At 69.6% G+C, this 22,538-nt stretch carries 1 pseudogene; it reads right to left on the reverse strand.

The window, feature by feature from the left end:
• Nucleotides 1-22,516, reverse strand: a pseudogene (locus AABA78_RS38615) (non-ribosomal peptide synthetase); the annotation flags it as partial.
• Nucleotides 22,517-22,538 lie beyond the last annotated feature (22 nt).

Below are 22,538 nucleotides of genomic sequence, written 5' to 3' on the forward strand. Positions count from 1 at the left end.
GATGGGCGAGCTGGTTCGCCTTCGAGTCCACCTCGCGGTAGGTCAGCTGCCGCTCCGGCGTGATGACAGCGAGCGCGTCTGGCGTGCGGCGCACCTGGGCTTCCACCATCGCGGGGATGCTGGGCTCGCGAATCGCCGGTGCCGCTTCCGCGTTCCAATCGACCAGCAGTTGCTGGCGCTCGGGGTCGGTGAGCAGGGGCAGGTCGCTCAACCGAATGTCCGGCTTCGCGGCGATGGCCTCCAGCAGCACACCAAAGTGCCCGGCCATGCGCTGGATGGTCGACGCGTCGAACAGGTCCGTCGCGTACTCAAGCGTGCCGACGAACGCGTCCCGTCCCTCGCGCAGACCCAGCGAGAGGTCGAACTTGGCGAAGTGAGCCTCCAGCGGCAGGCCCTGGAATGACAAGCCGGGCAGACGCAGCGCCTCGGTGGGCGTGTTCTGCAGGACGAACATGGCCTGGAAGAGAGGACTGCGGCTCAGGTCGCGCGTGGGCTGCACGGCTTCGACGAGCTTCTCGAAGGGCAGGTGCTGATGCTCGAAGGCCGCGAACGTCGTGCCGCGCACCTGGGCGAGCAGCTCACGGAACGTCGCCCGTGCATCCACCCGGGCCCTCAGGACCAGGGTGTTGATGAAGAAGCCGATGAGGCCCTCGGTCTCCGCCTGCGTCCGGCCGGCGATGGGGGAACCCACGCTGATGTCATCCTGCGCGGAGTAGCGCGAGAGCAGCACCTGGAAGGCTGCCAGCAGCGTCATGAAGGGCGTGGCGCCTTCCCGCTGGGCCAGGGCCTTGAGTGCCTGAGAGACCGTCGAAGGAATGCGCACGTCCACCGTGGCGCCCCGGTGCGACTGCACCGGCGGACGCGGACGGTCCGTGGGCAGCTCCAACGCCGCGGGCGCACCGGTCAGCTGCTGCTTCCAGTAATGGATCTGCACCTCCAGGGCCTCACCCTGGAGCCAGCTGCGCTGCCACGCCGCGAAGTCCGTGTACTGCACGGGCAGCGGCGAGAGAGCCGGCGTGCTTCCCGAGGTGAAGGCCTCGTAGAAGGCCACCATCTCGCGCACGAGGACGCCCATGGACCAGCCGTCGGAGACGATGTGATGCATCGTCACCAGCAGCAGGTGCGAGTCGTCAGACATGCGCACCAGCGTGCTGCGCACCAGCGGACCCCTGGCGAGGTCGAACGGTCGCCGCGCTTCCTCGTCGGCCAGCCGCCGCGCCTCGTTCTCCCTCTGCGCTTCGGGCAGGGAGGAGAGGTCCGTGAGCGGCAGCGTCCATCCCGACGGAGCGTGGACGGTCTGGATGGGTTGGTCCTGGTGCTCGTGGAAGGTGGTGCGCAGGGCTTCGTGGCGCTGGACGAGCGACTCGAAGGCACGGCGCAGGGCCTCCACGTCCACCTGCCCGGAGAGCTGGAGCGCGGTCGGGATGTTGTAGGACGCGTCCCCGGGCTGGAGTTGATCCAACAGCCACAGCCGCTGCTGCGCGAAGGACAGGGGCCTCGGGCCGTCCGCGTGCGAGCGGGTAAGCGGAGGCAGATGCACATTCGGGGTGCTCGCCTGGATGCGCTCGGCGAGGGCGGCGACGGTGGGGGCTTCGAAGAGGGCTCGGAGCGGCAGCTCCACGCGGAAGGTGGCCCGCACGCGCGAGACGAGCTGGGTGGCCAGCAGGGAGTGGCCGCCGAGCGCGAAGAAGTCGTCGTGGATGCCCAGGCGTTCCACGCGCAACACCTGCGTGAAGAGGGCCGTGAGCTGCTCCTCCGCGGGGGTGCGCGGTGCGACGTAGGTTGAGGCGAGCGCGGTGCTTTGGGGCGCCGGTAGGGCTTTGCGGTCCACCTTGCCGTTGGTGTTGAGAGGCAGGGCCTCCAGCACGAGGAGCGCGGAGGGCACCATGTACTCGGGCAGGTGCTGCTTGAGGAAGGCACGCACCTCCGTGGCGTCGAGGGACTGGCCTTCTGCCGGGACCAGGTACGCGACGAGCCGCTTGTCCCCGGGCACATCCTCGCGAGCCAGCACCACGGCGGCGTGCACGGCGGGATGTCCCAGCAAGCAGGACTCGATTTCACCCAGCTCGATGCGGAAGCCACGCACCTTCACCTGGAAGTCCGCACGGCCCAGGTAGTCGAGCATCCCGTCCGCGCGCCAGCGCACCACGTCGCCCGTGCGGTAGAGGCGGGCACCCGGGGTGGAGGAGAAGCCATCGGGGATGAAGCGGTCCGCAGTCAGCTCCGGACGGTTGAGGTAGCCGCGAGCGACGCCCTCTCCGCCGATGAACAGCTCACCCGCGACGCCGACGGGCACAGGCCGCAGCGTGCGGTCCAGCACGTAGACGCGCACGTTGGGCAGGGGCCTGCCGATGGTGGGCGTGGGCGAGGCGTCGAAGGCGCAGGCGGTGGCGTCGACGGTGCACTCGGTGGGGCCGTAGACGTTGAAGACACGGGGGCGCGGGACTTGGGCGAGGTGACGCCAGGTGGCCGGGTCCACGGCCTCACCGCCCACGAGGACGCGGCGGGGAATGGACTGGCTCGCCAGAAGCCCTTCATCCACCAACAGACGCAGGTGCGCAGGGGAGCAGTCCAGGACGTCCAGCCCGTCCTGGCCAATGCGATTCACGAGCTCGCGTACGTCGGCGCGGGCCTCGTCGGGGACGATGCAGAGGGTGTGGCCGTCGAGGACCTGGATGAGCTGCTTGACGGAGGCGTCGAAGGAGAGCGGCGCGTTGACGCTGACGCGCTCCGCCGGCTGTGCGTCCGCGTGGACGGTGGCGGCAAGGGCGACGCGCAGGTTCAGCACGGAGCGGTGCTGAATCATCACGCCCTTGGGACGGCCGGTGCTGCCGGAGGTGTAGATGATGTACGCCAGATGCTCCGGCGTGACTGACGTCACCGGAGCTTCCAGCGCCTCGCGGGAAAGGTCCGCGGCGTCGGAGTCCAGGCAGATGTCGTGCGCGGCGTGCGGAGGCAGCGAGTCGCGCAGGCGCTGCTGGGTGAGGACGACGGGAGCACCCGTGTCCATGAGGACGTGGGCCAACCACTCACGGGGGTAGCTGGGGTCGATGGGGACGTAAGCGCCACCGGCCTTGAGGATGCCGAGGATGCCGACGAGAGCCTCGACGGAGCGCTCCACGCAAAGGACCACGCGCACGTCGGGGCCAACGCCCAGCTTCACCAGCCGGTGGGCGAGCTGATTGGCGCGCGTGTCCAGCTCACGGAAGGTGAGCTGCTCTTCGCGGCAGAGGACGGCCAGGGCATCAGGCGTGCGAAGGGCCTGGGCGGCGAAGGCGTCATGGATGCAGAGGTCGCGGGGGAACTCAGCGCTGGGGCCGTTCCACTCGACGAGCAACTGCTGACGCTCCGGGGCGGTGAGGAGCGGCAGGCTCGCGAGCGTCGCGTCCGGCTTCGCGGCGATGGCCTCCAGCAGCATGCCCAGGTGGCCCACCATGCGCTGCACGGTCGAGGACTCGAAGAGGTCCGTGGCGTACGTCAGTGCTCCGACGAAACCCTGAGGCGACTCGACGAGGGTGAGCGTGAGGTCGAACTTGGAGGACCGGGTGTCCACCGGGACGGTCTGGAAGGACAGTCCGGCCAGGCGAAGCGTTTCGGTGGGCGCGTTCTGCAGGGAGAACATCGCCTGGAAGAGCGCGCTGCGACTCAGGTCTCGCGAAGGCTGGAGGACCTCCACCAGCTTCTCGAAGGGGACGTGCTGGTGCTCGTAGGCCGCGAGCGTCGTGCCGCGCACCTGGGAGAGGAACTCACGGAAGGTCGCCTGCGATTGAACATGGGCACGCAGCACCAGTGTGTTGACGAAGAAGCCGATGAGGCCTTCGGTCTCCGCCTGCGTGCGGCCGGCGATGGGCGTGCCCACGCTGATGTCGTCCTGCGTGGAGTAGCGAGACAGCAGCACCTGCCAGGCCGCGAGCAGCACCATGAAGGGCGTCGCACCCTCACCCTGTGCCAGGGCCTTGAGTGACTGGGAGACCTGTGACGGGACACGCACGTCCACCGTCGCGCCTCGGCGTGACTGCACGGGCGGGCGCGGACGGTCCGTGGGCAGGTCCAGCGCGGATGGCGCACCCGCGAGTTGCTGCTTCCAATAGCCAAGCTGCGCGTCCAGGGCCTCACCCTGGAGCCAGCTTCGCTGCCACATGGCGAAGTCCGCGTACTGCACGGGCAGCGGCGCGAGCGTGGGAGCGCGGCCGGCGCTGAAGGCCTCGTAGAAGGCGGCCACTTCCCGGACGAGGACGCCCATGGACCAGCCGTCGGAGACGATGTGGTGCATCGTCACCAGCAGCAGGTGCGAGTCCTGTCCCAGCCGCACCAGTGTGCTGCGCAGCAGCGGACCCGTGGTGAGGTGGAAGGGACGCCGGGCCTCCGTGGCCGCCGCGTGCTGCGCCTCCTCCTCGCGCTGAGACTCGGGGAGGGCGCTCAGGTCGATGAGGGGCATCTCCCAGCCGGAGGGCGGCTGGATGCATTGCGACGGTTCTTCGTGCTCGGCGGAGAGCGTGGTGCGCAGCGATTCGTGGCGCTCCACCAGCGCTTCGAAGGCGTGGCGCAGGGCCTCCACGTCCACCTGCCCCGTCAGCCGCAGGGCGGTGGGGATGTTGTACGAGATGTCGCCGGGCTGGAGTTGCTCCAACAGCCAGAGGCGCTGCTGAGCGAAGGACAGCGGAATGACGCCCTCGCGCGGCGAGGGCCGCAGCGGCGGAGCGCGGAGCGCGGAGGACTGAGCGCCCGCGAGCTTCGGCGCGAGCCCTTCGACGGTAGGGGCTTCGAAGAGGGCTCGCAGCGGTAGCTCTACCTCGAACGTGGCCCGCACGCGGGAGACGAGCTGGGTGGCCAGCAGGGAGTGGCCTCCCATGGCGAAGAAGTCGTCCCGCACGCCGACTCGCTCCACGCGGAGGACTTCGGCGAAGAGGGCGGCCAGCTGCTCCTCGGTGGCGGTGCGCGGCGCGACGAAGACGGAGCCTTGGTGTGTGTGTCCGGGCTCCGGCAGGGCCTTGCGGTCCACCTTGCCGTTGGCGTTGAGGGGCATGGTGCCCAGCACCACCAGGGCCGCGGGCACCATGTACTCGGGCAGCCGCTGCTTGAGGCTTGCCTTGAGTGCTTCGGACTCCAGCACATGGCCTTCGCGCGCGGTGACGTAGCCGATGAGGCGCTTGTCCGCGCCGGTACCTCGGGCCACGACAGCTGCTTCGCTGACACCTGTGACGGAGCGCAGGGCCGCTTCGATTTCGCCCGGTTCGATGCGGAAGCCACGCACCTTCACCTGGAAGTCGACGCGGCCCAGGAAGTCGAGCGTGCCGTCCTCCCTCCAGCGCGCTTGGTCGCCGGTGCGGTATAGGCGCGCACCCGGCGCGGAAGCGAAGGGGTGGGGGACGAAGCGCTCCGCGGTCAGTTCGGGGCGGTGGAGGTAGCCCCAGGCGAGGCCCTGGCCTCCGACGTACACCTCACCGGCGACGCCCACGGGCACCAACTGCAGGTGCGCGTCGAGCACGTAGACAGTGGAGTTGGAGAGCGGCCGGCCAATGGGCACCGCGCCAGCCACCACCGAGTCGCGACCCAGGGTGTACGTCGTGGAGAAGGTGGTGTTCTCCGTGGGGCCGTAGCCGTTGAGGAAGGTGGCGCCTTCGGAGATCCGAGCGAGGTGCTCTCGAACGCGCGCGGCGGGTAGCACGTCACCACCCGCGAGCACCTGGCGAACACCCGAGAGGGCTTCACCCTGGTGCAGGGCCATCTGCTCGAAGAGGGCAGCCGTGAGCCACAGGGACGTCACGCGGTGGTGACGCAGCTGGCTGGCCAGTTCCTCCAGGGAGAGCGCGTGAGGCGGCGCGAGGACGAGCTTCGCGCCATGCAGCAGTGCGCCCCAGATTTCGAGCGTGGAGGCGTCGAAGGCAACGGGAGCGGCCTGGAGCCAGACCTCGTCGGACCCGAAGCGCATGAAGGTATTGCCGAGCACCAGGCGGGTGATGCCCCGGTGGGGCACGCAGACACCCTTGGGGCGCCCGGTGCTCCCGGAGGTGAACATGACGTAGGCCACGGCCTCGCCGTCCACGGGAACGTCGGGAGCGTGGGTGGGACCCTTGGCGATGTCATGGGCTTGTGCGTCCAGCCAGACGCGTTCGCTGGAAGCGGGCAGCAGCGACGCGAAGGGTTGATGCGTGAGCGTGACGCTGACGTCGGCGTCCTCCAGAAGGGCGGCGATACGCTCCACGGGAGCGTTGCGATCTACTGGGACGAAAGCCGCGCCCACCTTGAGGATGGCGATCAACGCCGTCACCATTTCGAAGGAGCGTTCGACCGCGAGGCCAACGCGCGCGCCGGGAACGATGCCCATGGCGCGCAGGTGGTGGGCCAGTTGGTTCGCTCGTGCGTCCAGCTGGGCATACGTCAGCGAGTCATTCCCCAGCACCAGGGCGACGGCATGCGGTGTGCGTTGGGCCTGCTGGGCGAAGTGGACGTGGACGGGAAGGTCCGTCGGACTGGCGATGGTGGTGTCGTTCCACTCCACGAGCAGTCGCTGACGCTCTTCCGCCGTCAGCAAGGGCAGCTCGGCCACGGGCTGCTCGGGCTCCGCGGCCACGGCCTCCAGCAGCGTGCGCAGGTGGTGGGCCATCCGCTCCACGGTGCTCTGGTTGAAGAGGGCGGTGCTGTACTCCAGCGAACCGACGAAGCCCTGGGGTGAGTCCTGCATCATCAGGGTGAGGTCGAACTTGGCGGAGCGCGCGTCGGAGGCGACCTGCTGGAAGGTGAGGCCGGGGACGCGCAGGTCCCCGGTGGGCGCGTTCTGCAGGACGAACATCACCTGGAAGAGCGGGCTACGGCTTGCGTCGCGCTCGGGCTGGAGGACCTCCACCAGCTTCTCGAAGGGCAGGTGCTGGTGCTCGTAGGCCGCGAGCGTCGTGCCGCGCACCTGGGCGAGCAGCTGCCGGAACGTGGCTTTCGGCTCGACGTGGGCGCGCAGGACGAGCGTGTTGACGAAGAAGCCGATGAGGCCTTCGGTCTCCGCTTGCGTGCGGCCCGCGATGGGCGTGCCCACGCTGACGTCGTCCTGGGCTGAGTAACGCGACAGCAGCACCTGGAAGGCCGCGAGCAGCACCATGAAGGGCGTGGCGCCCTCGCGCCGTGCCAGGGCCTTGAGGGCCTGGGAGACTTCGGGCGGAAGCTGGACGGAGAGGGCCGCGCCCGCATGGGATTGGACGGACGGCCGAGGATGGTCCGTCAGCAGCTCCAGCGCGGCGGGTGCTCCCGCGAGCTGCTGCTTCCAGTAGCCGAGTTGCGCTTCCAGCGTCTCGCCCTGAAGCCACTGGCGCTGCCATGCCGCGAAGTCCGCGTACTGCAGGGGCAGGGGGCTGAGGGCCGGCGCGGCGCCCTGGGTGAAGGCGGCGTAGAACGTGACGAGCTCGCGCACGAGGACGCCCATGGACCAGCCGTCGGAGACGATGTGGTGCATCGTCACCAGCAGCAGGTGCTCCTCCTCAGCGAGCCGCACGAGGGCGGTGCGCAGGAGCGGGCCCCGTTCCAGGTGGAACGGCTGGCGGGCATCCTCCACGACGTGGCGCTGGGCCTCGGCTTCGCGCTGCGCTTCCGGCAGGCCGGACGCGTCGAAGAGCGGCAGGGTCCATGCGCCGGGCGCGTGGATGTGCTGGGTGGCCTGGCCCTGGTGCTCATGGAAGGTGGTGCGCAGGGATTCGTGGCGGGCGACCAGTGCTTCGAAGGCGCGGCGCAGGGACTCCGCATCCACGCGGCCCGTCAGGCGCAGCGCCGTGGGGATGTTGTACGACGCGTCCCCCGGGGTGAGCAGATCCAGGAACCAGAGCCGCTGCTGTGCGAACGACAGCGGCAGGGTGCCTTCGTGCGAAGAGGCGCGCAGCGGCGGTGGACGATGTTCGGAGCGCTGGGCGCCGTCGAGCTTCGTCGCGAGCGCCTCCACCGTGGGCGCTTCGAAGAACACGCGGAGCGGCAACTCCACGCCGAAGGTGGAGCGCACGCGCGAGACGAGCTGGGTGGCCAGCAGGGAGTGGCCGCCCAGCGCGAAGAAGCCGTCGCGGACGCCAACGCGCTCCACTCGCAGCACTTCCGCGAAGAGGGCAGCCAGTTGTTCCTCGGTGTCATTCCGTGGAGCGACGAAGTCGGACGAGCGCGCGAGGTTTCCCGGCTCTGGCAGGGCCTTGCGGTCGACCTTGCCATTGGAGTTGAGGGGCAGGGCCTCCAGGACGAGAAGGGCAGAAGGCACCATGTACTCGGGCAGCTGCTGCCGGAGGTGTGTCTTGAGTGCCTCGGAGTCCAGCGAGTGGCCTTCGCGCGCGGTGACGTAGGCGACCAGCCGCTTGTCGGCGGTTTCGCCCTTCGCGACGACGACGGCGTCCTTGAGGCCTGGAACGCGCCGGAGAGCCGCTTCGATTTCACCCAGCTCGATGCGGAAGCCACGCACCTTCACCTGGAAGTCGATGCGGCCGAGGTACTCCAGCCGCCCATCCACGCGGTAACGGACCCGGTCCCCCGTGCGGTACATGCGGCCACCTGGAGGGCCGTACGGCTCGGGCACGAAGCGCTCCGCGGTGAGGTCCGGGCGCAGCAGGTAGCCGCGCGCCTGGCCTTCGCCCGCGAGGTACAGCTCGCCCGCGACGCCCACGGGAACCGGCTGCAACGAAGCATCCAGCACGTAGGCACGCGTCGCGGGGAGTGGCCTGCCGATAAGGGGCACTTCCTCGCGGCCAACGAGAGAGGCGGTGGAGTAGGTGGTGTCCTCGGAGGGCCCGTAGAGGTTGTAGAGCTTCTGCACCGTGGGGACGGCGTAGACCTGCCTGGCCAGCGTCTCGGGCAGGGCTTCGCCCGCGAGGTTGATGACGCGCACGGTGGGAGGAACCGCATTCAGGCGCAGCAGCTGCGCCATGGCGGAAGGCACCGTGTTGACGAGGGTGACGTGGGAAGCGGTGGGCAGTTCGGCCAGGTGAAGCGCATTGCGAGCCACCACCACCGCGCCGCCACTGCTCAACGGGGCGAAGAGCTCGAAGACGGAGAGGTCGAAGTTGAGGCTCGTCGCGGCGAGGGTGCCCTTCAACTCCTCCGGGGTGAACGTCTCCAACGCCCAATGGAGGAAGGAGACCGCGTTGCCGTGGGAGATGGCGACGCCCTTGGGGCGACCGGTGCTACCGGACGTGTAGATGAGGTAGGCGAGGTGGCCCGGATGGATGTCCACGGCAGGGGCCGTGGTGGGCTGCTTCGCCAGCTCCGCATCCGAGTCGAGGCACACCGCCGTGGCCGACGTTTCGGGCAGCGCAGAGAGCAGATGCGAGTGGGCGACGAGGGCAGGGCCCTGCGCGTCCTCCAGCAACCAGCCCAGACGCTCACTCGGGTAGCTGGGGTCCAGCGGCACGTAGGCGCCACCGGCCTTGAGGATGCCGAGCGCGCCGATGACGAGGTCCTCGGTGCGCTCGACACACAGGCCGACGCGGACTTCGGGACCGACGCCCAGGCCACGCAGACGGTGGGCGAGCTGATTGGCCTTCGCATCCAGCTCGCGGTACGTCAGCTGTCGCTCGGGCGTGATGACAGCCAGCGCATCCGGCGTGCGGCGCACCTGGGCTTCCACCATCACGGGGATGCTGGGCTCGTGCGGCGTCTGCTCCGCGGGAGGATTCCACTCGACGAGGAGCTGCTGGCGCTCGGAGTCGGTGAGCAGGGGCAGGTCGCCCAGCCGCATGTCCGGCTTCTGCGCGATGGCCTCCAGCAACACACGGAAGTGGCCTGCCATCCGCTGCACGGTCGCCGCGTCGAACAGGTCCGTCGCGTACTCCAGCGTGCCGAACAATCCCTCCTGGAGTTCTTGCAGCGCGAGCGAGAGGTCGAACTTCGCGAAGTGGGTCTCCAGGGATAGGGGCTGCAGGGAGAGGCCTGGGCGCTGGAGCGGCTCGGTGGGTGTGTTCTGCAGGGCGAACATCACCTGGAAGATCGGGCTGCGGCTGGAGTCCCGCACAGACTGGACCACCTCCACGAGCTTCTCGAAAGGCACGTGCTGGTGCTCGTACGCCGCGAGCGTCGTGCCGCGCACCTGGGCAAGCAGCTTCCAGAAGGAGTCCTCCGGCTGCACGCGCGAGCGAAGGACGAGCGTGTTGACGAAGAATCCAATGAGGCCCTCGGTCTCCGCCTGGGTGCGGCCCGCGATGGGGGAACCCACGCTGACGTCATCCTGGGCTGAGTAACGCGACAGCAGCACCTGGAAGGCCGCGAGCAGCACCATGAAGGGCGTCGCGCCTTCACGTCCTGCCAGCGCCTTGAGTGCACGGGCGACCTCCGAGGGAATGCGCACGTCGACCTTCGCGCCCCGGTGCGACTGGACGGGCGGACGCGGGCGGTCGGTGGGGAGCTCCAGCGCGGCCGGTGCCCCCGCGAGCTGCTGCTTCCAGTAGCCGAGCTGCGCGTCCAGCGTCTCTCCCTGGAGCCACTGGCGCTGCCGTTCCGCGAAGTCCGCGTACTGCATGGGCAGTGGCGCGAGCGATGGGCTCCGGCCCGTACTGAAAGCCTCGTAGAAGGCGACCAGCTCCCTGACGAGCACGCCCATGGACCAGCCGTCGGAGACGATGTGGTGCATCGTCACCAGCAGCAGGTGCTCCTGCTCACCCAGCCGCACCAGGGTCGTGCGCAGCAGCGGGCCTCGATCCAGGTGGAAGGGCTGGCTCGCTTCCGTCTCGATCCGGCGCCGGGCTTCGGCTTCGCGCTGCGCTTCAGGCAGCGAGGACAGGTCCACGAGCGGCAACGTCCATGCGTCCGGCAGGTGGATGTGCTGCGTGGCCTCTCCTTCATGCGCATGGAAGGTGGTGCGCAGGGATTCGTGCCGGGCGACGAGGGCCTCGAAGGCGCGGCGCAACGACTCCACGTCCACGCGGCCTTTCAGCCGGAGCGCCGAGGGGATGTTGTACGACGCATCCCCCGGCGTGAGCTGATCCAGGAACCAGAGGCGCCGCTGGGCGAAGGAGAGCGGAATGGCTCCTGCTCGGGACACGGGGCGAAGCGGAAGAGGGGGGACCGCCGTGGGCCTCGTGTCGGCGAGCTTCATCGCGAGGGCGTCCACGGTGGGCGCCTCGAAGAGCGTCCGCAGTGGCAGCTCCAGCCCCAGCGTGGCCCGCACGCGCGAGACGAGCTGGGTTGCCAGGAGCGAGTGGCCTCCCAACGCGAAGAAGTCATCGTGGATGCCCACGCGCTCCACCCGGAGGACTTCGGCGAAGAGGGCGGCCAGTTGCTCCTCGGTGGGGGTGCGCGGTGCGACGAAGTCGACGGCGCGCGAGGCTTCCCCTGGTTCCGGCAGGGCCTTGCGGTCGACCTTGCCGTTGGCGTTGAGGGGCAGGGCGTCGAGGACGAGGAGGGCGGAGGGCACCATGTACTCGGGCAGCCGCTGCTTGAGGCTTGCCCTGAGTGCTTCGGAGTCCAGCGCATGGCCTTCGCGCGCGGTGACGTATCCGATGAGGCGCTTGTCCGAGTCCGCGCCCCGGGCCACGACAACGGCTTCGTTGACGCCAGTGGCGGAGCGGAGGGCTGCTTCGATTTCACCCAGTTCGATGCGGAAGCCACGCACCTTCACCTGGAAGTCGACGCGGCCCAGGAAGTCGAGCGTGCCGTCCTCCCTCCAGCGGGCCTTGTCGCCCGTGCGGTAGAGGCGCGCACCCGGCGAGGAAGCGAAGGGGTGAGGAACGAAGCGCTCCGCGGTCAGGTCCGGGCGGTGGAGGTAGCCCCAGGCGAGGCCCTGGCCACCGACGTACACCTCACCCGCGACGCCCACGGGCACCGGATGCAGACGCGCGTCGAGTACGTAGGCAGTGGAGTTGGAGAGGGGCCGACCGATGGGCACCGCGCCGGCCACCACCGTGTCGCGACGCAGGGTGAACGTCGCGGAGAAGGTGGTATTCTCCGTAGGGCCATAGCCGTTGAGGAAGGTGGTGCCTTCGGGGATGCGAGCGAGGTGCTCGCGCACGCGAGCGGCGGGCAGCACGTCGCCGCCAGCGAGCACCTGGCGCACCCCCGCGAGGGCTTCGCCCTGATGCAGCGCCATCTGCTCGAAGAGGGCCGCGGTCAGCCAGAGCGACGTCACGCGGTGGTGACGAAGCTGCGCGGCCAGTTCCTCCAGTGAGAGGGACTGAGGCGGAGCGAGGACGAGCTTCGCGCCGTGCAACAGCGCGCCCCAGATTTCGAGCGTGGAGGCGTCGAAGGCAACGGGAGCCGCCTGGAGCCAGACCTCGTCAGGCCCGAAGCGCATGAAGGAGTTGCCGAGCACCAAGCGGGTGATGCCTCGGTGAGGGACGCAGACGCCCTTGGGACGGCCCGTGGAGCCCGAGGTGAACATGACGTAGGCCAGGGCTTCTCCGTCCACGCGGACATCCGGCGCATGCGTCGGCAGCGAGGCGATGACGTCCTGCTGCGCATCCAGCCAGACGCGGGTGCCAGAGGAGGGCAGCAGCGAGGCGAAGGACTGGTGAGTCAGCGTCACGCTGACGTCGGCATCCTCCAGGAGCGCCGCGATGCGCTCCACGGGAGCATTGCGGTCCACAGGGACGAAGGCCGCGCCCACCTTGAGGATGGCGAGCAGCGCCGTCACCATTTCGAAGGAGCGTTCGACCGCGAGCCCAACGCGCGCGCCGGGAACGATGCCCAGCGAACCCAGGTGATGGGCCAACTGGTTCGCGCGTGTGTCCAGCTGGGCGTACGTCAATGACTGCTCTCCCAGCACCAGGGCGACCGCGTCAGGTGTGCGCTGTGCCTGCTGGGCGAAGTGCACGTGGACGGGGATGTCCGTCGGGCTGACGGCGGCTGTGTCATTCCACTCCACGAGGATGCGCTGACGCTCGTCGCTTGAGAGGAGGGAGAGCTCCGCCACGGGCTGCTCGGGCTTCGCGGCCACGGCCTCCAGCAGCGTGCGCAGCTGGTGGCCCATCCGCTCCACGGTGCCGCGCTCGAAGAGGGCGGTGCTGTACTCCAGCCAGCCGGTGAACCCGTGCGGTGAATCCTGCAGCGTCAACGTGAGGTCGAACTTGGCGGAGTGCCCTTCAGCGACGACCTGCCGGAAGGTGAGGCCCGGGACGCGCAGCGCCTCACCCGGTGCGTTCTGGAGGACGAACATCACCTGGAACAGCGGGCTGCGGCTCGCGTCCCGCACGGGCTGGAGGGCTTCCACCAGCCTTTCGAAAGGCACGTGCTGGTGCTCGTACGCCGCGAGCGTCGTGCCGCGCACCTGCGCGAGCAGCTTCCGGAAGGAGTCCTCCGGCTTCACGCACGAGCGGAGGACGAGCGTGTTGACGAAGAAGCCGATGAGGCCTTCGGCTTCCGCCTGGGTCCGGCCCGCGATGGGCGAGCCCACACTGACGTCGTCCTGCGCCGAGTAGCGCGACAGCAGCACCTGCCAGGCCGCCAGCAGCACCATGAAGGGCGTGGCGCCTTCGCGCTGGGCCAGGGCCTTGAGCGCGTCGGACGTCGCCTGGGGAATCTCCACGGAGAGGGTGGCACCCGCGTGGGACTGGACGGCCGGACGCGGATGGTCCGTGGGCAGTTCCAGCGTGGCCGGCGCCCCCGACAGTTGCTGCTTCCAGTAGCCGAGCTGCGCCTCCAGGGTCTCTCCCTGGAGCCAGTTGCGCTGCCACGTCGCGAAGTCCGTGTACTGCACGGGCAGCGGGGCGAGCGCGGGCGTCTGGCCGACCCTGAAGGCCCCGTAGAAGGCCACCAGCTCGCGCACGAGGACGCCCATGGACCAGCCATCGGAGACGATGTGGTGCATCGTCACCAGCAGCAGGTGTTCCTCGGCTGCCAGCCGCACGAGCGCGGTACGCAGCAGAGGGCCGTGCCGCAGATCGAACGGCTGGCGTGCATCCGCTTCGACCTCCCGCTGTGCTTCGGCTTCGCGCTGAGCTTCCGGCAGTGAAGACAGGTCAATGAGCGGCAACGTCCACGTGTCAGGCGTGTGGATGTGCTGGGTGGCCTGACCCTGGTGCTCGTGGAAGGTGGTGCGCAGGGAGTCGTGGCGGGCGACCAGCGCTTCGAAGGCGCGGCGCAGCGACTCCACGTCCACCTGTCCCGTCAGCCGGAGCGCCGTGGGCAGGTTGTAGGACGCGTCCCCCGGCGTGAGCTGGTCGAGGAACCAGAGGCGCTGCTGGGCGAAGGACAGGGGCTGAGGGCCTTCCACCTGGATCCGGGTGAGCGGAGGGAGGCGGAGGACCGGTGTCTGGGATTGGAGGCGCTCGGCGAGGGCGGCGACCGTGGGCGCTTCAAAGAGGGCCCGGAGCGGCAGCTCCACCCGGAAGGCGGCACGCACGCGCGAGACGAGCTGGGTCGCCAGCAGGGAATGGCCACCCAAGGCGAAGAAGTCGTCGTGAATGCCGACGCGCTCCACGCGCAACACCTGCGTGAAGAGGGCGGCGAGCTGCTCCTCCGCGGGGGTGCGCGGCGCGACGTAGCTGGAGGCGAGCGCATTGCTCTGAGGCGCTGGCAGGGCCTTGCGGTCCACCTTGCCGTTGGTGTTGAGCGGCAGGGTTTCCAGCACGAGGAATGCGGAGGGACGCATGTGCTCGGGCAGGAACTGCTTGAGCCAGTCCTTGAGGGCCTCGGGAGTGGGCGCGGAGTCCGTTCCTTCCGGGGGCACCACGTAGGCGACGAGCCGCTTGTCCCCGGGCACATCCTCGCGAGCCAGCACCACGGCGGCGTGCACCTGGGGGTGCTTGAGGAGGGCCGCTTCGATTTCACCCAGCTCGATGCGGAAGCCACGCACCTTCACCTGGAAGTCAGCGCGGCCCAGGTAGTCGAGCATCCCGTCCGCGCGCCAGCGCACCACGTCGCCGGTGCGGTAGAGGCGGGCACCCGGGGTGGAGGAGAAGCCATCCGGGATGAAGCGGTCGGCAGTCAGCTCCGGACGGTTGAGGTAGCCGCGAGCGACGCCCTCTCCGCCGATGAAGAGCTCCCCCGCGACGCCGACGGGCACGGGGCGCAGCGTGCGGTCCAGCACGTAGACTCGCACGTTGGGCAGGGGCCTGCCGATGGTAGGCGTGGGCGAGGCGTCGAAGGCGCAGGCGGTGGCGTCGACGGTGCACTCGGTGGGGCCGTAGACGTTGAAGACGCGGGGGCGAGGGACTTGGGTGAGGTGACGCCAGGTGGTCGGGTCCACGGCCTCTCCGCCCACGAGGACGCGGCGGGGGATGGACCGGCTCTCCAGCAGGCCTTCATCCACCAGCAGGCGCAGGTGCGCGGGCGAGCAGTCCAGGACGTCCAGCGCGTCCTGGCCGATGCGGTGGACGAGCTCCCGCCCGTCGGCGCGGGCCTCGTCGGGGACGATGCAGAGGGTGTGGCCGTCGAGGACCTGGATGAGCTGCTGGACGGAAGCGTCGAAGGAGAGCGGCGCGTTGACGCTGACGCGCTCCGCCGGCTGTGCGTCCGCGTGGACGGTGGCGGCGAGGGCGACGCGCAGGTTCAGCACGGAGCGGTGCTGAATCATCACGCCCTTGGGACGGCCGGTGCTGCCGGAGGTGTAGATGATGTACGCCAGGTGCTCCGGCGTGACGTCCGTCGCGGGCACGTCCTGGGACTCAAGAGCGAGGTCCGCGGCGTCGGAGTCCAGGCAGATGTCGTGTGCGGCGTGCGGCGGCAGCGAATCGCGCAGGCGCTGCTGGGTAAGCACCACCGGGGCGCCAGTGTCGGTGAGGACGTGGGCGAGCCACTCACGGGGGTAGCTGGGGTCGATGGGGACGTAGGCGCCACCGGCCTTGAGGGTGCCGAGGATGCCGACGAGAGCCTCGACGGAGCGTTTCACGCAGAGCACCACGCGCACGTCGGGGCCGACGCCCAGCTTCACCAGCCGGTGGGCGAGCTGATTGGCGCGCGTGTCCAGCTCACGGAAGGTGAGCTGCTCATCGCGGCAGAGGACGGCCAGGGCTTCGGGCGTGCGAAGGGCCTGGGCCGCGAAGGCGTCATGGAGGCAGAGGTCGCGGGGGAGCTCCGCGCTGGGCCCGTGCCATTCGACGAGCAACTGCTGGCGCTCCGGGGCGGTGAGGAGCGGCAGGCTCGCGAGCGTCGCGTCTGGCTTCGCGGCGATGGCCTCCAGCAGCACGCCCAGGTGGCCCACCATGCGCTGCACGGTCGAAGCGTCGAAGAGGTCGCTGCTGTACTCCAGGACGCCGATGAAGCCCTGGGGGGAGTCCTGCAGCGTCAGCGTCAGGTCGAACTTCGCGGAGTTCGATTCGAGCGGGAGCTGCTCGAAGGACAAGCCCGGCACACGCAGGGCTTCGATGGGCGTGTTCTGCAGGGCGAACATCGCCTGGAAGAGCGCGCTGCGGCTCAGGTCGCGAACGGGCTGGAGGACTTCCACCAACTTCTCGAAGGGGACGTGCTGATACTCGTAGGCCGCGAGCGTGGTGGCCTTCACCTGGGAGAGCAGCTGGCGGAACGAGTCCTGCGGCTGGAGATGGGCACGCAACACCAGCGTGTTGACGAAGAAGCCGATGAGGCCTTCGGTCTCCGCCTGGGTGCGGCCGGCGATGGGCGTGCCCACGCTGATGTCGTCCTGCGTGGAGTAGCGAGACAGCAGCACCTGCCAGGCCGCGAGCAGCAGCATGAAGGGCGTCGCGCCTTCGCGCTGGGCCAAAGCCTTGAGCGCCTGCGAGACCTCCGGAGGGAGGCGCACGTCCACCGTGGCGCCCCGGTGCGACTGCACGGGCGGACGCGGACGGTCCGTGGGCAGCTCCAGCGCCGCAGGGGCTCCGGACAACTGCTGCTTCCAGTAGCCGAGCTGCGCCTCCAGCACCTCACCCTGCAGCCACTGACGCTGCCATGCCGCGAAGTCCGAGTACTGCACCGACAAGGGGCTGAGGGCCGAGGTGTTGTTCGTGGTGAACGCCGCATACATCGCGGTGAGTTCCCGGACGAGGACGCCCATGGACCAGCCGTCGGAGACGATGTGGTGCATCGTCACCAGGAGCAGGTGCTCCGCGTCACCCAGGCGCACGAGGGACGTGCGCAGGAGCGGACCGGCTTCCAAATCGAAGGGCCGGCGTGCTTCGAGGTTCGCGAGGCGCCGCGCCTCTTCGTCCCGCTGCGCTTCAGGCAGAGAGGACACGTCGAGCACAGGCAGCGTCCACGCCGAGGGCGAGTGGATGCGCTGAGCGGGCTGGCCCTGGTGCTGGACGAGGGTGGTGCGCAGCGTCTCATGCCGGGCGACGAGGGCCTCGAAGGCGCGGCGCAGGGCTTCGACGTCCACCTGGCCCTTCAGCCGAAGGGCCGCGGGGATGTTGTACGCGGCGCTGCCGGGCTGGAGTTGGTCCAGGAGCCACAACCGCTGCTGGGCGAAGGAGAGAGGAGGGGGGCCTTCGTGGGTGGCACGGGTGAGAGGCGGCAGACGGGGGCCGGAGGTGGCGGTGCGCAGACGCTCGGCGAGGGCGGCGACGGTGGGGGCCTCGAAGAGGGCGCGCAGGGGCACTTCCGCGCCGAAGGCGGCGCGGACGCGGGAGACGAGCTGGGTGGCCAGCAGCGAGTGGCCGCCGAGGGAGAAGAAGTCGGAGTGGATGCCCACGCGCTCCACGCGCAGGACGTGGGCGAAGACTTCGGCGAGCTTCTCTTCGGTGGCGTTACGAGGGGCAACGAAGTCCGCGAGGGGCGAGGCGTCGGGGACAGGCAGGGCCTTCCTGTCCACCTTGCCGTTGGCGTTGAGGGGGAGTGCCTCCAGGACGAGGAAGGCGGAGGGCACCATGTATTCGGGCAGCCGCTCCTTGAGGAAGGTGCGCACCGCGCTGGTGTCCAAGGCCTTGCCGGACACCGCGACGAGGTACGCCACCAGACGCTTGTCACCGGGCACGTCCTCGCGGGCGAGGACGACGGCTTCATGCACGGAGGCATGGGCGAGGAGGGAGGCTTCGATTTCGCCCAGCTCGATGCGGAAGCCGCGCACCTTCACCTGGAAGTCGAGGCGCTGCAGGTAGTCGAGCTGGCCGTCGGCCCGCCAGCGCACGACGTCGCCAGTACGGTAGAGGCGAGCGCCCGGGGAGGAGGAGAAGGGGTGGGGGATGAAGCGCTCGGCACTCAGGGCAGGCTGGCCGAGGTAGCCCCAGGCGAGGCCCTCGCTGGCGAGGAAGAGCTCCCCGGGGACGCCGATGGGCACCGGCTGCAGGTGGGCGTCGAGGACGTAGGTGCGGGTGTTGGCGATGGGACGGCCAATGGGAGGCCGCGTGCCGTCGTCGCGCGCGGAAGGCGGGACGGGGGTGAAGGTGGCGACGACGGTGCTCTCGGTGGGGCCGTAGTGGTTGAAGAGGGTGGCGGGCAGCGAGGGGGGCGGACCGTGGTGCAGGGCGTCTCCGCCCGTCAGCAGGGCCCGGAGGGCCATGGGGCGAGGCCACTCCTCACGCAGGACGGCCTCGGCCAGGGGCGTCGGCATGAAGCAGGTGGTGATGGCTTCGCGGGCCATCCACTGCAGCAGTTGGGAGGGCTCCGCGCGCACGGCGTCCGGAGGGACGACGAGGCTGGCGCCGGAGGCCAGCGAAGGCCACACCTCCCAGGTGGAGGCGTCGAAGGCGACGCCTGCGGTGAGGGCGGTGGAGTCGTCAGGCGTCAGCGAATAGGTGCGCTGGTGCCAGGAGACGAGGTTCATCAATGCGCGGTGGTGGACGGCGACGCCTTTGGGCTTGCCGGTGCTACCGGAGGTGTAGATGACGTAGGCCAAATCCTCGGGCCCCACCGCAGCCACCGGCAACGGCTGACGAATCGCACTCGTCTCCATTTCCAGCGAGAGGACGCGCGCGGAGAGCGAAGGCAAAGAGGAACGCAGGTGGTGCTGGGTGAGGAGGACGGAGGCAGCGGAGTCCTCCAGCATGAAAGCCAGACGCTCCGGTGGGACGCCGGGAGAGACGGGGACGTAGGCGGCGCCGACTTTGAGGACGGCCAGGAGGCCCGCCACCAACTCCGGAGAGCGCTCGGCGAGGACGGCGACGCGGTCGCCACGGGAGACACCGGCCGCGTGCAACTGGACGGCAAGGCCGTGGGCCCAGGCGTCGAGGCCCGCGTAGGTGAGGCTGCGCTCGCCCATGCGCACGGCGATGGCGTCCGGTGCACTGCGGGCCTGCTGGGCGACGACGTGGTGGATGCAGGTGTCGCGAGGGAAGGCGACGTCCGTCTCATTCCACTCGACGAGAAGCTGCTGCCGCTCGGAGGCGGTGAGCATCTCCAAGGAGGAGACGGGGGCGTCGGGCCGAGCGGCGAGGGAGGAGAGGAGGACAGCGAAGTGGCCCATCAGACGCTGGACGGAGGAAGCGTCGAAGAGGTCGGTGCTGTACTCGAGGAAGCCGGTGAGGCCGTGGGGCACCTCGAAGAGGGTGAGGGCCAAATCGAAGCGGGAGGAGTTGCCCTCCAGGGGAATGGGCTGGAAGGCCATGCCCGGGACGCGGAGTGCCTCGGCGGGGGCATTCTGCAGGACGAGCATCACCTGGAAGAGAGGGCTGCGGCTCAAGTCACGCGAGGGCTGGAGGACTTCCACCAGCTTCTCGAAGGGGACGTGCTGGTGCTCATAGGCCGCGAGGGTGGAGGCCTTCACCTGGGAGAGCAGCTGGCGGAACGTCTCCTCGGGGCGCACGTGTGCGCGCAGGACGAGGGTGTTGACGAAGAAGCCGATGAGGCCCTCGGCCTCGGAGTGGGTGCGGCCGGCGATGGGGGAGCCGACGCTGATGTCGTCCTGGCCGGAGTAGCGGGACAGCAGCAACTGGAAGGCGGAGAGCAGCAGCATGAAGGGCGTGGCGCCCTCCCGCTGGGCCAGGCCCCGCAGCGAGTCCGTCAGCTGCGAAGGGAAGTGCACGGGCACCGTGGCGCCGCGCCGGGACTGGACGGGCGGACGGGGACGGTCCGTGGGCAACTCCAGGGCGGAAGGTGCACCGGCCAACTGCCGCTTCCAGTAGCCGAGCTGCGCGTCCAGTGTCTCGCCCTGCAGCCACTGGCGCTGCCAGAGGGCGAAGTCCGCGTACTGCACCGGCAGTGGCGGCAGCGTGGGGGCTCGGCCTCCACTGAAGGCTTCGTAGAGGCTCGCCAACTCGCGGATGAGGACGCCCATGGACCAGCCGTCGGAGACGATGTGGTGCATCGTCACGAGGAGGACGTGGGAGTCCGCTGAAAGCTTGAGGAGGGCGGTGCGCAGCAGAGGCCCTTGGACGAGGTGGAACGGCTGCCGGGCTTCCCGGGTGGCCAGCCGCACCGTCTCCGCTTCGCGCGCGGACTCTTCCAACCCAGACAAGTCCTCCACGGGAAGGGACCAGGAGGCTGGAGCATGAATGCGCTGGAAGGGCTGGCCCTCGTGCTCGAAGAAGGTGGTGCGCAGGGCTTCGTGGCGCGCGACGAGCGCCTCGAAGGCGCGGCGCAGGGCTTCGACGTCCAGGTGCCCCAGCAGGCGCAGGGTGACAGGCAAGTTGTAGGACGCATCGTCCGGAGCCAGTTGGTCGAGGAACCAGAGGCGCTGCTGGGCGAAGGAAAGCGGCTGGGGGCCTTCGGTGCGCGTGCGGGTGAGGGGCGGCAGGCGCGTGCCCGTCGACGTGCGCTGCAACCTCTCCGCAAGGGCCGCGATGGTGGGGGCCTCGAAGAGGGCGCGGAGGGGCAGTTCCACATCGAGCGCGGCGCGCACGCGGGCCACCAACTGCGTGGCGAGCAGAGAGTGGCCGCCCAACTCGAAGAAGTTGTCCGTGCGGCCCACTGTGGGGACGCGCAGCACTTCGCTCCAGAGCGCCGCGAGCTTCTCCTCCAGCGGCGTCACCGGCGCTTCGTAGGCATGCGAGGCCCTCAGCAGGCCCGCGTCCGGGGCAGGGAGGGCCTTGCGGTCCACCTTGCCATTGGACGTCAGTGGCAGTGCCTCCATGGAGACGAAGGCGGCGGGCACCATGTACTCAGGCAGGTGCTGCTTGAGGTGGGCGCGGAGGGCGGTGACGTCGAGCGCTTCACCCACGACGTAGGCCACCAGCCGCTTGTCGCCCGGAGCATCCTCGCGGGCGAGCACAACGGCGTCCTTCACGGCCGGAGCGGCACGCAGGGCGTTCTCGACTTCGCCCAGTTCGATGCGGAAGCCGCGCACCTTCACCTGGGCGTCGATGCGTCCCACGAAATCCAACTGGCCGTCCGCGCGCCAGCGCACGACGTCGCCCGTGCGATAGAGGCGAGCGCCCGGAGTGGAGGAGAAGGCATCCGGGATGAAGCGCTCGGCGGTGAGGTTCGGGCGCCCTGCGTACCCACGCGCGACGCCCACGCCACCGATGTGCAGTTCACCGCGCACGCCCACCGGCACCGGCTGCCCCTGCGGGTCGAGCACGTAGACGCAAACGTTCGCCAGCGGCTTGCCGATGGAGGGCACGTTCCCATCCGCGACCACCTCGCCGAACGTGGCGATGACGGTGGCTTCCGTGGGGCCGTACGTATTGAGCAGACGCCGCCCCGGAGCCCAGCGCGCGACGACGTCCGCGGGTAGGGCCTCACCACCGGAGATGACAGTGCGCACCTCCGGTAATCCCTCGGAGGACGTGGCCGCGAGTGCAGCGGGCGTGAGGCTGACGACGGAGAGGTGTTGCTCCCGCAGCAGCACCGGCAAGGGGGCGCCCGGCATCAACTTCTCCAGCGGCGCGAGCACCAGCGTGGCGCCGTTGCAGAGCGTGGTGAAGACCTCCTCCACCGACAGGTCGAAGCTGAGGCTCGCGAACTGCAGCACGCGACTGCCGGGCCCGATGCCGTAGGCCACTGCCTCATGCGTGACGAGGTTGGCGACGCTGCGGTGCTCCACCGCCGTACCCTTCGGCGTGCCCGTGCTGCCCGACGTGTAGAGCAGGTACGCCATGTTCGCGGGCGTCACTCCCGCCATGGGCGCTTCCGTGGACTCCTCGGCGAGAGCTCCGCGCGAGGTGTCCAGGCAGAGCGCTCGGCCACGCAGCCCCTCCGGGAAGCGGTCCACCAGCCCCTGCTGGGTGACGAGCACCTGCGCGGCGCTGTCCTCCAGCATGAAGGCCAGACGCTCACGGGGCAGCAGCGGATCCACCGGCACCCAGGCACCGCCGGCCTTCAGGATGCCCAGCAGGCCGATGACGATATCGAGCGAGCGTTCGACGCTGAGTGCGACGCGGACCTCGGGTCCCACGCCACGACGGCGAAGGGCATGGGCGAGCTGATTGGCGCGCGCGTCCAGCTGCGCGTACGTCAACTCCGTCCCCTCGAACACCGCGGCCAGCGCGTCGGGCGCATTGCGCACCTGCGCCTCGAAGAGCGAGTGCACGCACGCTTCCGGGAAGGGCGCTCGCGTGGCGTTCCACGCCACCAGGATTTCGTGCCGTTCAGCCGTGGTCAGCAGCGGCAATCGGGCAACGGACTCATTCGGCTTCACGACGGCTTCCTGCAGGAGCACGCGCAGGTGCTCGGCCATGCGGGCGGCGGTGGCCGAGGTGAAGAGGTCGGTGGTGTATTCGAGGTAGCCCTTGAGGCCCGCGTCCGACTCCAGCACCTGAAGCGTCAAGTCGAACTTGGCGGAGAAGGTGTCGAGCTCCATCGCCTCCAGCTTCACGCCCTCG

It is taken from the genome of Corallococcus caeni, assembly GCF_036245865.1.
Classification (GTDB): domain Bacteria; phylum Myxococcota; class Myxococcia; order Myxococcales; family Myxococcaceae; genus Corallococcus; species Corallococcus caeni.